Below are 15,793 nucleotides of genomic sequence, written 5' to 3' on the forward strand. Positions count from 1 at the left end.
AGCCCAACGCAATCAACCACATAAAAAGTAAGGGAATCAGGTGGACAGTACCGCAAGCACGGCTTCATAGTCCGGTTCCTGCACCAGATCTTTGACCAATTCCACATGAAGGACACGGTCTTGTTCATCTGCCACCATGATAGCGCGTGCAGGCAAGCCAGCCAGTTTGCTGGTCATCATGAGCACACCGTAATTTTTGAGCATGTCGCGGCCACGCAGGGTGGATAAGGTCATGCATTGCGGCAGGTTTTCCACTGAACAAAATCTTGCCATGGTGAAAGGCAGGTCGGGCGAAATATGCAAGATTACCGTGTTAGTCAAATCTAACGCCATCTGTTCAAGAATGCGTACACTGTTAGCACTGGTCGGCGTATCTATGCCAGGGAAGAAGTGCAGGATCTTGCGCTGGCCTGCAAAGGCCTCCAGTGCAACGTCCTCAAGCTCGCGGTTGACGAGCTGAAAGTAAGGCAAGGATTGCCCCACCGCAGGCAGTTCATCCTCCACCAGTATCGGGTCATCGAGCAGGGCAGTTGCATTCGGCATCGGGTCTATCGCTTATGACAAAAAAACGCTTGCCATCATAGAGCATAATCCCGCTGCGTTTCAATTTTTTACAACTATCAACAATCCATTTTGTACGTGCTTTGCAGGGCTTTTTTGAGACTGTCAATGCCATTATTTGTCGTTGGTGTGGGTACAAAAAAGCCGGTTGGCGGTTAAAATAAAGCGATGGAAGCGCCTGAAACACCCTCTCTTCAACCTGCATTTATTCATTTGCGATGCCACAGTGAGTATTCCATTGTGGATGGTACTGTGCGCATTGATGATTACGTCAAAGCAGCAAAAAACGATGCCATGCCAGCGATTGCGCTGACCGATCTGGCTAACTTATTTGGCGCGATCAAGTTTTACAAAGCCGCCCGTGGCAAGGGGCTTAAACCCATTCTGGGCTGTGATGTTTGGATAGAGAATCCGACACAACGGGATCAGCCTCACCGCATGCTGCTACTGGTGCAAACACAACAGGGCTATCGCAATCTTTGCGAGTTATTGAGCCGGGCCTACCTGGAAAACCAGTACCGCGAACGGGCCGAAATCAAGCCTGAATGGTTACAGCAAAAAAATGCCGGGTTATTACTGCTATCAGGTTTTGCGGCCGGAGATATTGGGCTAGCCTTGCAGGCGGGCAACCAGTCTCAAGCGATGCAAGCCGCCGCGCAATGGGCGCGCGTATTTGAAGGCCGCTATTATCTGGAAGTCCAGCGCATTCATGAACCAGGCAATCCTGAAGCGTATGCCCAGGAGCAATTGATCAGGCAAACCATCGCCATTGCACAGCAGCTTGATTTGCCGGTAGTGGCCACGCATCCGATTCAATTCCAGACGCCCGATGATTTTATGGCGCACGAGGCGCGTACCTGTATCGCCGAAGGTTATGTGCTGGCTGATACCCGCAGACCTAAGCGTTTTGTTGCGGCCCAATATGTGAAAACCCAGGCAGAAATGCAGGCTTTGTTTGCCGATATGCCCATCGCCTTGCAAAACTCGGTGGAGATTGCCAAGCGTTGCAACCTGACGCTGACCTTGGGTAAAAATTACCTGCCAGATTTTCCGACACCCAATGGTGAGAGCTTGGATCAATATCTGGTTGATCAGTCCAAGGCCGGGCTTGAACAACGCCTGGCTTATTTATACCCAAACGAGCAACAGCGTGAAGCCAAGCGCGCAGAGTACGAAGAGCGCTTGCAGTTTGAGTGCAACATCATCGTACAAATGGGCTTTCCTGGGTACTTCCTCATCGTTGCCGACTTTATTAACTGGGCTAAAAACAACGGTGTGCCTGTAGGGCCTGGCCGGGGTTCCGGTGCGGGTTCTCTGGTGGCTTACAGTTTAGGGATTACCGACCTCGACCCGCTCAAATACAACTTGCTGTTTGAGCGTTTTCTCAACCCTGAGCGGGTATCCATGCCCGACTTCGATATTGACTTCTGTATGGAAGGACGGGATCGCGTCATCGATTACGTCAAGCATAAATATGGCTTGGCATCGGTGTCACAGATCGCCACCTTCGGGACCATGGCGGCCAAAGCGGTAATCCGCGACGTTGGCCGCGTGTTGGATTTACCGTTTAATTTTGTCGATGGCATCGCCAAACTGATCCCGATGGAACTTGGCATCACGCTCGAGTCCGCGCTGGAAAAAGAGCCGCAACTGCAAGAGCGGCGTGAAAAAGAAGAAGAGGTCGCAGAATTACTGTCTTTGGCACTGCGGCTGGAAGGCCTGGTGCGTAACATTGGGATGCACGCTGGGGGCGTGTTGATTGCGCCGGGCAAGATTTCAGACTACTCTCCCGTCTATTGTCAGCCCAATGGCGAGAGTCTGGTGAGCCAGTACGATAAGGACGATGTAGAAGCTGTTGGCCTGGTTAAGTTCGACTTTTTGGGCCTACGTACGCTGACCATCTTGAATATGGCGCTTGAAAACGCCAATGCGCAGCGCGCGCAAGAAGAGTTGCCGCCGTTGAGTTTCGAGACGATCCCGCTCGATGACAAGCGTAGCTACCACCTGCTGAAAACCGCCAATACCACGGCCGTCTTCCAGTTGGAATCGCGCGGCATGAAGGACATGCTCAAGCAAGCGAAGCCTGACTTGTTTGAGGATATTATTGCGCTGGTTGCTTTGTACCGTCCAGGCCCGATGGACTTGATTCCAGACTTCTGCCGCCGTAAACACGGGACGCAGCGTGTGGAATATCCTCATGCTTCAACCGAGTCTATCCTCAAAGAGACTTATGGTATTGCGGTGTACCAGGAACAGGTGATGCAGATCGCGCAGGTGGTTGCCGGGTATAGCTTAGGCGGCGCCGACTTGTTACGGCGCGCCATGGGTAAGAAAAAACCTGAGGAGATGGTCAAACAGCGCGAAATCTTCAATGAGGGTGCGCTGAAAAATGGCCTGACCTTACAGCAGTCAAATGACCTGTTTGACTTGCTGGAAAAGTTTGCCGGCTACGGTTTTAACAAATCGCACGCGGCTGCTTACGCGTTGGTTGCCTACCATACGGCTTACCTCAAGGCGCATTACCCTGCGGCTTTTCTGGCCGCGACCATGTCTGCCGACATGAATAACACTGATAACGTGCACACATTCTTTGATGACTGCGGTGCCAACCATATTGAAGTGCTGCCACCCGATATCAACGCCAGCATCTACCAGTTCAAGCCCCTGAATGCGCAACAGGTGCTGTATGGCTTGGGCGCGATTAAAGGCACAGGCTTGGCGGCCATTGAACTCATCTTGGCTTCGCGCCAGTCGCACGGCCCCTTCACGGATTTATTCGATTTCTGTCAGCGCTTGGATTTACGCAAGGTGAATCGCCGTGTCATTGAATCCTTGATTCGTGCGGGTGCGTTTGACAAGCTGGAGCCGAATCGCGCCGCTTTGCTGGCAGGGCTGGATACCGCAATTAGCGTTGCCGAACAGGGCGCTGCACACGCCGGGCAAGATTGCTTGTTTGGCGGCGTCATTGAAGCCCAGCATGCCTTACCGGATATTGCTGCCTGGAGCCCAGAACAGGCTTTGCAGGAAGAAAAAACTGCGCTGGGTTTTTACCTGAGCGGGCATCCCTATTTAAGCTATAAAGCGCAGCTGGGACCGTTTATCAAAGGCAACCTGAGCGAGCTTGCACCGCAAGAGCAGCCAAAGCTGCTGGCCGGAGTGGTGATGGGGGTCCGCGTCAGGATGACGCAACGCGGCAAGATGGCGATTGTGACGCTGGATGATGCCGTTGGTCGTGTGGATGTGGTCGTCGGTGCCGAACTGTTAAATCAGCATGCGCAGTGGATCAAAGACGACCAACTGCTGGTGGTGGAGGGGCGCATCAGTAATGACGAATTCTCTGGCGGGATACGTGTCAGTGCCCGCAAGTTATATGATCTTGCATCAGTGCGTAACCGTTTTGCACAAATGTTGACGCTGAGCTGTAACGGCACCTCTGATGTGCAGCGCCTGATGACCGTGCTGACGCCTTATCGCTATGCCGGTGAGGAGCAGAAGCGTTGTCCGATCAAGGTGGACTACCATAACCAGTCTGCTCAAGTAAGCCTGATGCTGGGCGATGACTGGCAAGTGGTGCTGCATGACGACCTGCTACACAATTTACAGGGCTGGTTGTCTAAAGAAAACGTCAAAATCCTTTATAATGCCTGAACTTTTTTCTAAAGAATTCATATTGGAATTCCAATGAGTGTAAAACGTTTAACGCCTAGTAAACTGACCTATCTTGATTTTGAACAACCGATTGCCGAGCTGGAAAAGCGTATCGAAGCGCTGCAAGTCTCGCATGATGAGCATGATTCTTTGGATATTTCCAAAGAACTGGATTTGTTGCAAAAGAAAAATACCAAGTTATTGCAGGACACCTTTCAAAGCTTGACTGCCTGGCAGATTTCGCAGGTAGCTCGCCATCCGCAGCGCCCCTACACCGCAGACTATATCAACGCCTTGTTTACCGATTTCCAGGAGTTGCATGGGGATCGTGCCTATGCCGATGATCCTGCAATCGTGGGTGGCATTGCCCGCTTTAAAGGCATTCCGGTGATGGTCATGGGCCATCAAAAAGGCCGCGATATCAAAGAGCGCCAATACCGCAATTTCGGTATGCCGCGTCCTGAAGGCTACCGTAAGGCTTTGCGCCTGTTCCGCTTGGCTGAAAAATTCAAGATGCCTATCATCACTTTTATTGATACGCCAGGCGCCTATCCAGGCATTGGGGCAGAGGAGCGCGGCCAGTCAGAAGCGATTGCACGCAATTTGTATGTCATGGCCGAACTGAAAACGCCCATTATTGGCGTGGTGATCGGCGAGGGCGGTTCAGGCGGTGCGCTGGCCTTGGGCGTGGTCGACCATTTGAACATGTTGCAGTACTCCACTTATTCAGTGATTTCGCCCGAAGGCTGCGCCTCTATTTTATGGAAGAGTGCCAGTAAGGCGCCTGAAGCGGCCGAAACCCTGGGTATCACCGCGGATAGACTGAAATCTCTAGGCTTGATCGACACGATTATCAGCGAGCCGCTGGGTGGCGCACACCGCCATTACGAAGATGTGATGGAGAAGGTTTCACAAGCGATTGCCCAGCAGTTGAAAGCATTACAAGCGAAAAAAATACCGCAATTGCTGGAAACACGTTACCAGCGCCTGATGAGTTACGGTAAGTTTAAAGCGGCCAGTGAAAAATAATTTCTCCCTTGTTCCCTGGCTAGAAAACCAGCTGTCCGGTTTTCTGGCTGGGATGTCCCGCGCAGATTCCACTCAACCACATTTGCTACTTGCACTGAGTGGCGGTGTGGACTCTATGGTTTTGCTATCCGCCCTGGCACAACTTCGCCAACGGTTGCCGTTTACGCTATCAGCCATGCATGTACATCATGGTCTCAGCCCCAACGCGGATGATTGGCTAAGGCTATGCGAGCAGCAATGTCACGCCCTCAATGTGGATTTTTATAGTGAAAAAGTTCGTCTGGATCTGCACAGCGGACAAGGCATAGAAGCTACCGCACGCGACGCCCGCTATCAGGCGCTTGAGCAAGTACGAAAGTCATTGGATGCGGCGGCGATCATCACCGCGCATCATATGCAAGACCAGTCAGAAACCTTGCTGCTACAACTGGTACGTGGCGCAGGGGTAAAAGGCTTGAGTGCCATGGGGGCATGGGATGCCGTGCGACACTTGTATCGACCCCTGTTGACTGTCTCCAAAGCCGACCTGATGGCGTTTGCGACGGCGCATCAATTGGAGTGGGTGGACGACGAAAGCAATACTGACAGTACCTATGACCGCAATTTTATGCGCCATGCCGTGATGCCTGTGCTGCGTGACCGTTACCCACAACTGGACCAGTCTTTATTGCGCACGGCGGGGCACATGGCAGAAGCCCAAAGCCTGCTGGATACCCTGGCATTCCAAGATCTGGCGCAGTGCGATTTACGTGACGAATGGCTGGGGCAATCAGTTGCCATGTCCAGGCTTTATGCACTTGGCGATGTCAGAGCCAGGAACCTGTTACGGCACTGGTTCCAGTTGCTGCACTTGCGTATGCCCAACCAGGACCAGCTGCAGGAGTATTGGCAACAGCTTGCATCAGTCAAGCCTAACCGTTACCTGCATTTGCCATTACAAGGCCAAGCTTCGCAGCAACCGGCCTATTTGCACCACTATCAGCAACGCCTGTATTGCGTTGTTAAACCCAGTGCTTTGCCGCAGACCCCGTTGATCTGGCAAGGGCAAGCCTCGCAGCAGTGGGGAGATTGGCAAGTGCATTTTAAAGTCGTCAAAGCACGTGGGATTGCATTGGCGCGGCTAGGGGTCAGCCCGGCAGCAATCACCCTGCATCGGCGGTATGGTCAAGTCTTGCCCCTGGCAGAAGGGACCATCCTTAAGTTAATGCCGCGGGCGGGGGGCGAGAGTTTGCAGCCGGATGCCAAGCGTCCGCGACGCGAACTGAAGGTCATTTTTCAAATGCTGGGCATCCCTCCCTGGCAGCGCGCTTTTTATCCCTTGGTCCAAGTGATCACCTCTCATCCTGGTAGTTCTGAAACGCTGGTTTCGCTAGCTGGCCTTGCCATTGATGCCGCCTGGCAGCCTGGCCGTAATGCCTACGGCTTGGAAATCAGTCTCGTTCCTCATTCCTAATCTTTTCTGTTGGTTGTATATAGCCATGTTCGGTTGTTAAAATTGGTTGTAATAAACCATTCTTAAGATAGAATCTGGTTTATTACAACCATTAATAATTTTATCTTTATGATTTTAAAGGGGTTTTATTTTTATAAAATCAAGGAATGATTTTTGCTCATTGTAATGGGTGTTTTAAGCTAAAAACATTCATTTAAGTATTCTCGGGAAAAGGATCATTCACTATGAATAAACAAGCAGTCAAACCATTACTGATGGCTATTCTTTCTGCTTACGCTGCACAAGCCATTACTGTGCAGGCTGAAGACGTGCAATTAGAAAAGGTAGAAGTGATTAGCACGACGCCACTGAATGGGATTGGTGTGCCATTAGAGCATGTGCCAGCTGGTGTGCAACAAGTAAAACAAAAGGACCTCGTTAAGCAAAAAAGCCTGACCTTGGGCGACTACATGAATCAGAACATGTTGGGTGTGAACGTGAATGAAACACAAAACAACCCATACCAGCCTGATGTCAATTACCACGGCTTTACGGCTTCTCCACTACTGGGCACACCGCAAGGCTTGTCTGTTTATGTGGATGGCGTGCGAGTCAACGAGGCCTTTGGGGATGTGGTGAACTGGGACTTGATCCCGATGAATGCCATTAATCAGATGACTCTGATTCCAGGCTCTAACCCATTGTTTGGGTTGAACACGTTGGGCGGGGCGATTTCAGTACAAACCAAGAGTGGTCGTACCAATCAGGGCGGTGCGGTGGAAGCCTATACCGGATCCTGGGGCCGTCATGTATTAAATGCCGAATATGGTGGCGTGTCCGAAGACGGTTCCAAAGACTTCTTTATCTCCGGTAACAGTTTTGAAGAAGATGGCTGGCGTAGTTTTTCAGCCTCACGTGTAAAACAGTTGTTTACCAAGGCCGGTTGGCAGAACGAAAAAACCTCAGTAAATGTCAGCTTGTCGCTCGCAGACAACAAAATGCGTGGCAATGGCTTGCAAGCAGGTAGTTTGATTGATTCCTTGGGCTACAAGAGCAATTTCACCGTGCCTGACCAGACCAAAAACAACATGGCTTTTGTCAACCTTAACTTGAGCCATTACTTTGCTGACGACATTCAGTTAAGTGGCAATGTTTACTATCGTGATGTGCGGACTAAAACTTTCAATGGTGATTTGAATGATGGTTTTGAGTTAGCTGCAGGTGGGTTAGATGACAATAATGCTGACTGTAATGGTCCAGATGCTGACGAGAATTGCTCAGGTGCGATTAACCGCAGCAGATTAACGCAGAAGAGTTATGGCTTTACGTCGCAGTTAACCTTTTCGCAAGATTTGCTGGGCTTGAAAAACCAGTTTATCAGCGGCTTAGGTTACAACCGGGGTAAGACCAAGTTCTCGCAAAATACTGAATTTGGCTTGTTAAACAGCGATCGTGGCGTGGATGGCAATGGTCTGTTTAATGCTCTCACTGATCAGGTGAATTTAAGCGGTGTTAACCGTACCTGGAGTGTCTTTGCAACTGACACCTTGTCTCTGAATCCTTACTGGCATGTGACGGCCTCTGCCCGTTACAACACGACCAAAATTGATAATGATGACAAGATCACCCCCAGTGGTTCTGGCTCTCTGACAGGCACACACACTTTTAACCGTCTGAACCCATCTTTGGGCGTGAACTTTACGCCCAACAATCAATTGACGGCGTATGCGTCTTATAGCGAAAGCAGCCGGGCACCAACCTCTATTGAGTTGGGCTGTGCGGATGAAAACAATCCTTGTAAGTTGCCTAACGCAATGGCCGGGGACCCACCGTTGAAGCAAGTGGTGAGCAAAACCTATGATGCAGGTCTGCGTGGCTTCCTGACACCGACCATCACCTGGAGTTTGGGTGCCTATCACACGATCAACACCAACGATATCCAGTTCTTGACGTCTGCGACTGCGCTCAATAATGGTGCTGGCTTTTTCTCTAATATCAGTAAAACTAAGCGTCAGGGCATTGATGCTAGCTTGGCCGGGCGTCTAGAGGCATTTACATGGAATTTAGGTTATAGCTTTGTTCAGGCGACCTATGAGTCCTCTTTCCAGATTGCCAATGAGGTGAATACCAGTGCGACAGTAGATCCAGCTTCAGGCAACAGCTTCATTCAGGTAAATAAGGGCGATTACATGGCTGGTATCCCTAAGCACCAGCTCAAGCTTGGTTTGGGTTATGACGTGACTTCTGCCTGGAATGTAGGCAGCAATATTGTGGCTTTTTCCAGCCAGTATTCACGTGGCAACGAAAACAACCAGGACACAAGCTCTGGCGGTAAGGTGCGTGGATACACGGTTGTGAATTTGTTCACAAATTATCGCTTCGAGAATGGCTGGAACATCTTCGCGCGTGTAAACAACCTGTTTGACCGTGAGTATTACAGCTTGGGCATGCTGGGGCAGAATCCGATTGACCCAGCCACTGGCCAGTTTAGCGGTAATTCTAGTAACGATACGTTTTATGCGCCAGGTGCACCTAGAGCTGGCTGGATTGGCGCACGCTACGAGTTCGGTGCCAAGAAGTCAGTCGCGTCTTATGACAAAGACTAAGTAAAGAGGAAGATGCGTGCTTTCACAATTTTCATCATCAGTGGATAAATCCGGCTTAATGCCTCCCCTCAAGAAAAAAATCTTGCTGGTCGAGGATGAGGCGCTTTTTGCGCGCGCGGTGGTTAAGCGCCTGCAAAAAGCGGGGTTTGAGTGCGAGCACGCAGAATCTTTAAACGATGCCAGGCTGCTGGTGAAGCAGTTTGAACCGGATATGGCGCTGCTCGATATGCGCCTGCCGGATGGTAACGGTCTCGATTTGTTATCAGAGTTTATTGCCAGAAATATCAATACGATTGTCATGACTGCGTTCGGTGACGTGAGTGATGCAGTCAATGCCATTAAGCTGGGGGCGATCGATTACTTAAAAAAACCGATTGATCTCGAAGAGTTGTTGCTCATTATCCAAAAAAATGAGAAAACGACTGAATTGCAAACCAGCCTCGATTACTCGCGCCAGCGGGATGCGATTGTCAACGACTCTGTCCAACTGATAGGCGAAAGCACGCCTATGCAAAGTGTACGGCAGCAGATTACGCGGATTGCCCAGCTCAGTGCACTGAGTGATGCCGTGCAGCCGACGGTGCTGATCACAGGCGAAACCGGGACGGGTAAAGACGTTGTCGCCCGTTTTTTACACGCCAGTTGTGCCAACCATGAAAAACCGTTTGTGCATGTGGATTGCGCCTCATTGCCGGCGGAGTTGATAGAAAGCGAATTATTCGGCCACGAAAAAGGGGCCTTCACAAATGCGGTGGCCTCACGGCCAGGTTTGATTGAGTCCGCTGAAGACGGGACTTTATTCCTGGATGAGATTGGCGAGTTGCCTTTAGGCTTGCAAGCCAAATTACTGAATGTTTTGGAGCGCAGAGTGGTGCGTAGGCTGGGCTCTACCAAAGAGCGGCCAGTGCTTGCACGTGTGATTGCGGCGACCAATCGCGATTTATACCAGATGTCGAATGAAGGCCGCTTTCGCTCTGACCTGTATTACCGCTTGAATGTCATCACCATGAAAATGCCGCCCTTGCGTGACCGTGGGGCGGATGTCTTATTACTGGCCAATTATTTCCGGCAGCTGACTGAAAAGCGTTATGCCTTGCCGCATCATGAGTTTAGTGCGGCAGCATTGATGGCGATACAAAGTTATCATTGGCCAGGTAATGTGCGTGAGTTACGCCATCAAATCAGCCGTGCTGTGTTGATGTGCAGTCAGTCTATGATCTCCGAGCATGATTTGGGCCTGCCACAAGTGGGCATCAACCAGGTGGCGAGTGTGTTGCAAGGTGAAAGCCAAGTGACGCTGGATGATGCAGAAAAAGCCATGCTATTAAATGCCTTGGAACAGTCCCGTAATAATGTTTCCAAAGCCGCCAGGCTGTTAGGTATTACGAGAATGACTATGCGCTACCGGATGGATAAACATGGCATCTCTGTGTAATCCCTTGCCTTTCAGGCAATACTCATAAAGCGCCCCGTCACTGCGGGGCGCTTTTTTATGCCGGACGCAGTACTGGCGCCTGATGTAAATCAAGCGCGCAGCCACTTGCACATAAATCGCGCATGGTATCATTACGTTTTTACAGTGGAGCTAAAAATGATTGGTACCCCGTTAAGCGCAAATGCGACCAAAGTCATGTTGTTGGGAAGTGGTGAGCTTGGTAAAGAGGTGATTATTGCCTTGCAGCGTTTGGGGGTCGAAGTCATTGCGGTAGACCGTTATGAGCATGCACCGGGTCACCAGGTCGCACATCATGCCTATGCCATAGACATGACGGACGCCGATGCCCTCAAAGCGTTGGTAAGTCAGGTCAAACCCCATTATATTGTCCCGGAAATCGAAGCGTTGAATACGCAGGCACTGGCTGAGATTGAAGCGACAGGGGTGACGGTTGTTCCTACGGTCAAAGCCGTACAATTGACCATGAACCGTGAGGGCATTCGCCGGCTAGCCGCTGAAGAACTGGGGTTGCCGACTTCCCCGTACGCTTTTGCGCGTTCAGAGGCTGAACTTCAGGCGGCGATTGATGCGGGCATCGGCTATCCCTGTTTTATTAAGCCGACCATGTCTTCGTCTGGTAAAGGCCAATCCCGCATTACGCAAGCCTCAGAAGTCAAAACGGCTTGGGAGTATGCGGCGAGTGCGGGACGTGTCAATCAGGGCGTGGTCATTGTCGAAGGCCAAATTGATTTTGACTATGAAATTACCTTGTTAACCGTGCGTGCCAAAAATGCGGCCGGGCAAATAGAAACACATTTTTGTGCCCCGATTGGCCATGTGCAAAAGCAAGGCGATTACGTTGAAAGCTGGCAGCCGCAAGCAATGGATGCGCAAGCCTTGAAAAATGCACAGGAGATTGCCAAAAAAGTCACCGATGCTTTAGGTGGGCAGGGCTTGTTTGGGGTTGAGCTGTTTGTCAAAGGCGAGCAGGTCTGGTTCTCCGAAGTCAGCCCAAGGCCGCACGACACCGGCATGGTGACCATGTGTACGCAGCGCCTGAACGAGTTTGAGTTGCATGCGCGTGCCATTTTAGGCCTGCCGGTGGATGTGGCTCAACGTGAGACGGGGGCAAGCGCCGTGATTTATGGCGGTGCAGATAGCAAAACACTTGCGTATCACGGCCTCGAAGCCGCCATGTCTGTGCCTAACAGTGAGATTCGCCTGTTTGGTAAGCCGGAATCTTTTGTGCGCCGCCGCATGGGGGTCGCCCTGGCTACTGCCGACAATACTGAACTTGCGCGCACGCGTGCCAAAGAGGCTGCAGCACTGGTGACGCCTAAAGTCGCAGGGTAAGCGCGATGGCAATCACCGAAATACAAGAGCCAAATGCCGCTAAACAGTCATTGTTTGATTGGCTGGGCGGCGCTGAGAAGGGCACTGAAACCATACGGCAGCTGGTAGAAACTTTTTACGACATCATGGATAGTGATCCGAAAGCGGCTGGACTACGTGCTATTCATCAACCCGACCTGACTGAGGCACGGGAAAAGCTGTTTATGTTTTTAAGCGGCTGGACCGGTGGACCCCAGTTGTACATCGAGCGCTATGGCCATCCCAGATTGCGTGCCCGCCATTTGCCATTCTCGATCGGTGAGTCTGAGCGCGATCAATGGATGTATTGCATGATTAAAGCCATGCATACCTTACAGTTTGAAGAGTCACTGATGAAGCACATTGCCAACCAATTGTATGGTGTGGCAGATTTTATGCGTAATCGTGAGGGCTAGTTGCCTACATTCTGAGCATATGAAACGCTAGGTAGAAAATGAAAAAGCCCCGGGAAACCGGGGCTTTTTCATGGCGATTACCAAATGCTAAGCGCTCTTGGCTGCGTACCTGATATGCATAGTTAAGACTCGACCGTCGCAGTTTCTGCCACATTGTCAGCAGGTGCTTGCGGTAGATCCTGTTTCTGTTTGGTGCGACCATTTCCGCGCTTGGCCTGGGCACGGCTCTGCGGGGTTGCTTTAAAGCCAAATCCGCCTAGCAACGCCGCCACCACTTTGCGTTTTACATTTGCTGTGGCTTTGGTGACTGCTGGTTTAGGCGTTGCCGCTGTGGATGACGGTTCATATGGTTGCTGGAACCAAGCATCTGCGCTGCTAGATGGTTTTGAACTACGGCCACGTGTAGCGCTGCTGACATTCGCTTTTTCTTTAGAAATCTGTTTTTTGATGAGTTTTTCAATCTCGTCAAAATACTTGGTTTCATCCTCATCAATGAGCGAAATGGCTATGCCTTTAGCGCCGGCACGGCCGGTGCGGCCAATACGGTGCACGTAATCTTCTGGCGCCGTAGAGATTTCATAGTTAATCACTAATGGCAAATCGCTGATATCCAACCCGCGGGCAGCAACATCGGTCGCGACCAAGGCATGTATGCTGCCAGCCTTAAACGCGTCAAGTGCTTCGATCCGTTCTTTTTGAGACTTGTCACCATGAATCGCACTGCAAGGCACCTGGTCACGCTCGAGTGCTCGGGCAAGCTTGCTGGCAGAAAGTTTGGTTTTAGTGAAAATAATCACTTGCTGATTAGGATATTGCTTGAGCAGTTGGACTATAAAGCGTTGTTTCTGGTCAGTGTTCACCAGGTAGGCTTTTTGCTCAACATTGTCATTGGTGGCGTTACTGCGGGCCACTTCAATCAGCGTCGGATTGTTTAAAAAAGCGTCCGCCAGTTTTTTTATTTCATCTGAAAACGTCGCCGAGAACATCAGGTTTTGCCGCTGCTTAGGCAGCAAGGCCAGAATGCGCTTCAAGTCAGGCATAAAGCCCATATCCAGCATGCGGTCAGCTTCGTCCAGCACCAAAAACTGCACCTGGTTTAACGACAAGGTTTTTTGCTCAACATGATCGAGCAGCCGCCCTGGGGTCGCTACCAGAATTTCAACGCCAGTCTTGAGGATAGGCGTTTGCGTTTTGATGTCTACACCGCCATACACCACGGTGCTACGCAACGCCGTGTGCTTGGCATAGGTTTTGATATTGTCATAGACCTGAATCGCCAGCTCACGCGTCGGTGCCAGTACCAAAGCCCGGATCGGGTGCTTGGCGGGCGAGGTGCTGGTGCTGGCCAATGGCAGCAAGGTATGCAAAATCGGTAACGAAAACGCGGCCGTTTTACCCGTCCCGGTTTGCGCCCCGGCCATCAAATCCATGTGCTGCAAAGCAAGTGGAATCGCCTGCGCCTGAATCGGCGTCGGCGTAGTATAGCCAGAATCCTCAATCGCTTTGAGCAGCGGCTCGGCCAGGCCGAGCGCACGAAAATCTACAATGGTTTGCTCAGTCATAGGTGAGTCTTAGGCAAATGAACGGGGACGTTTGGCACCGCCATTGTCACCAAAGGATTTCCCTGCCGGACGCGGTTTTTGATTGCCACGGCTGGCGTTAGGGTTGCCAAAGCGTTCCTGGCTATTGTTTGAACGAGGGCGGCGTTGGCCAAATTCGTCAGCCAAAGCGCGGGCAAACTGGAAGTCGGTATCCTTGTTGTAGTGCTTGCTGTTACCGTTCACTTCTTTGTTTTGTCCGGCTTCAGGGCTGCGTGGCGCACGTGGTTTATTGTTTTGCGCATCGCGGTTACCTTCACGTGCAACGCGTTCACCAAATGATTTTGGTTGACCTGAGCGATCATCGCGGCGGAAGCCACCTTTGCCCTGTGGTTTGCCTTGGCCTGGACGTTTGCCGCGGCGGCCTTCGCCGTCATCCATGCGGACTGCGCGTTTTGGCTCAAAACCGGCAATTACTTCAGCCTGTAATTTCTGGCCGGTGTATTGCTCAATTTTGCGCAACAAATGGCGGTCAGCACTTGAAGCAAACGAAATCGCAACGCCAGTGTTATTGGCACGACCAGTACGGCCGATACGGTGTACATAGTCTTCAGCAAATTTAGGCAGGTCGTAGTTGATCACGTGAGAAATGCCTTGTACGTCGATACCACGGGCTGCAACGTCAGTCGCGACCAGCACTTTTACATCGCCATGGCGCAATTTAGTCAGCGTGCGGTTACGTGCGCCTTGTGTCATGTCGCCATGCAAGGCTGCGGTACGGTGGCCAGCAGCGTAGAGGTCTTCAGCCAGCAAATCAGCGTGACGCTTAGTGCTGGTGAAAATAATGGTTTGATTGACATCTGGGGCAATCAGCAAGTGCTCCAGTAGTTTGTTTTTGTGGTTCATGTCGTCGACAAAGTGCAGACGCTGCTCAATATTGGCATGTCTTTCTTTCTGGCCTGCGACTTGAATGGTCAGCGGATCACGCAAGAAACGTTTGCCGATATCCATAATGCCATCCAGGGTTGCAGAGAACAGTAGGGTTTGGCGATCTGCAGGCAAGGCTTCACAAATGCGCTCGACGTCTGGCATAAAGCCCATGTCCAGCATGCGGTCAGCTTCATCCAGCACAAGCATCTGCAAGCGGCTCAGGTCAATGCGGCCACGCTCAAGGTGGTCAATAAAACGGCCTGGGGTCGCTACCAAAATATCCAATGGTTGTGACAGCAACTTGTTTTGTAATGGGTAAGGCATGCCACCGACGATGCTGATACAACGCGCACGCAAAAATTTACCGTATTTACGTGCGGCTTCGTTCACTTGCGCTGCCAGTTCACGCGTTGGTGTCAGTACCAAAATACGTGGACCACGGCCGCGAACCGGATGCTGCGTCGCCAGCAGGTTTAAAGCGGGTAGGGTAAAAGCAGCGGTCTTGCCGGTGCCGGTTTGTGCAGAAGCCATGATGTCACGACCTTGCAATGCTTCAGGAATAGATTGTGCCTGAATCGGAGTTGGGTTTTCATAGCCTGCGTCGGTCAATGCGCGCAAAATGGAGGGGTCGAGATTTAAATCTGCAAAAGACAAGGAATGTCCCTTTCATCAACAATTAAAAAGGGCGCTAGTAAAGCAAAAGCAAAGCTTGTCAGTTTGACCAGCACGAATTGATGTGCGGAAAGATTAACAAAGCCAAAGCAACATTACATGATTAGAAATGAATTGCTTTTACCGGCGCTTGGGCATGGCCACTAACCGATAAA

At 51.1% G+C, this 15,793-nt stretch carries 10 protein-coding genes; 7 read left to right on the top strand and 3 right to left on the bottom strand.

Annotated features, from left to right (window positions below; genetic code table 11):
* Positions 1-36: 36 nt before the first annotated feature.
* Positions 37-543 (bottom strand): thiol peroxidase, encoded by a 507-nt coding sequence (tpx, locus tag ACIDF8_RS10005; RefSeq protein ID WP_412010477.1) that lies wholly within the window; start codon positions 541-543, stop codon positions 37-39.
* 186 nt (positions 544-729) lie between these two features.
* On the opposite strand from tpx, the gene dnaE reads away from it, so the two are divergent.
* From dnaE to ACIDF8_RS10040, 7 genes are all read left to right on the top strand, one after another.
* A complete protein-coding gene (gene dnaE, locus ACIDF8_RS10010; protein ID WP_412010478.1) occupies positions 730-4,209 on the top strand; it encodes a DNA polymerase III subunit alpha in 3,480 nt (1,159 codons plus the stop codon).
* A 33-nt stretch (positions 4,210-4,242) separates the two neighbouring features.
* Positions 4,243-5,238 (top strand): acetyl-CoA carboxylase carboxyltransferase subunit alpha, encoded by a 996-nt coding sequence (locus ACIDF8_RS10015; RefSeq protein ID WP_412010479.1) that lies wholly within the window; start codon positions 4,243-4,245, stop codon positions 5,236-5,238.
* Positions 5,228-6,691 (top strand): tRNA lysidine(34) synthetase TilS, encoded by a 1,464-nt coding sequence (gene tilS, locus ACIDF8_RS10020; RefSeq protein WP_412010480.1) that lies wholly within the window; start codon positions 5,228-5,230, stop codon positions 6,689-6,691. Before ACIDF8_RS10015 ends, tilS begins: the two co-directional genes overlap by 11 nt.
* 224 nt (positions 6,692-6,915) lie before the next feature.
* Positions 6,916-9,276 carry a TonB-dependent receptor gene (locus ACIDF8_RS10025; protein ID WP_412010481.1) on the top strand — a complete coding sequence of 787 codons (2,361 nt, stop codon included), beginning with the start codon at positions 6,916-6,918 and terminating at the stop codon, positions 9,274-9,276.
* Positions 9,277-9,292: 16 nt separating this feature from the next.
* On the top strand, positions 9,293-10,711 hold the full coding sequence (locus tag ACIDF8_RS10030; RefSeq protein WP_412010482.1) for a sigma-54-dependent transcriptional regulator: 1,419 nt from the start codon (positions 9,293-9,295) through the stop codon (positions 10,709-10,711).
* 156 nt (positions 10,712-10,867) lie between these two features.
* The gene (gene purT / locus ACIDF8_RS10035) at positions 10,868-12,064 is read left to right on the top strand and encodes a formate-dependent phosphoribosylglycinamide formyltransferase (RefSeq protein WP_412010483.1); all 1,197 of its coding nucleotides are present in this window, start codon (positions 10,868-10,870) and stop codon (positions 12,062-12,064) included.
* A 5-nt stretch (positions 12,065-12,069) separates the two neighbouring features.
* Positions 12,070-12,498: a group II truncated hemoglobin gene (locus tag ACIDF8_RS10040; RefSeq protein ID WP_412010484.1), complete on the top strand. Its 429-nt coding sequence runs from the start codon at positions 12,070-12,072 to the stop codon at positions 12,496-12,498.
* Positions 12,499-12,620: 122 nt separating this feature from the next.
* Here ACIDF8_RS10040 and ACIDF8_RS10045 read toward each other — a convergent pair whose 3' ends face one another.
* Complete coding sequence (locus tag ACIDF8_RS10045; protein ID WP_412010485.1) at positions 12,621-14,060, bottom strand: DEAD/DEAH box helicase; 1,440 nt, start codon at positions 14,058-14,060, stop codon at positions 12,621-12,623.
* Between the two features lie 9 nt (positions 14,061-14,069).
* Positions 14,070-15,620, bottom strand: coding sequence for a DEAD/DEAH box helicase (locus ACIDF8_RS10050; RefSeq protein ID WP_412010486.1), 1,551 nt, complete (start codon positions 15,618-15,620; stop codon positions 14,070-14,072).
* Positions 15,621-15,793: the final 173 nt, after the last annotated feature.

The organism is Methylophilus sp. 3sh_L (assembly GCF_046766015.1).
Taxonomy (GTDB): Bacteria; Pseudomonadota; Gammaproteobacteria; order Burkholderiales; family Methylophilaceae; genus Methylophilus.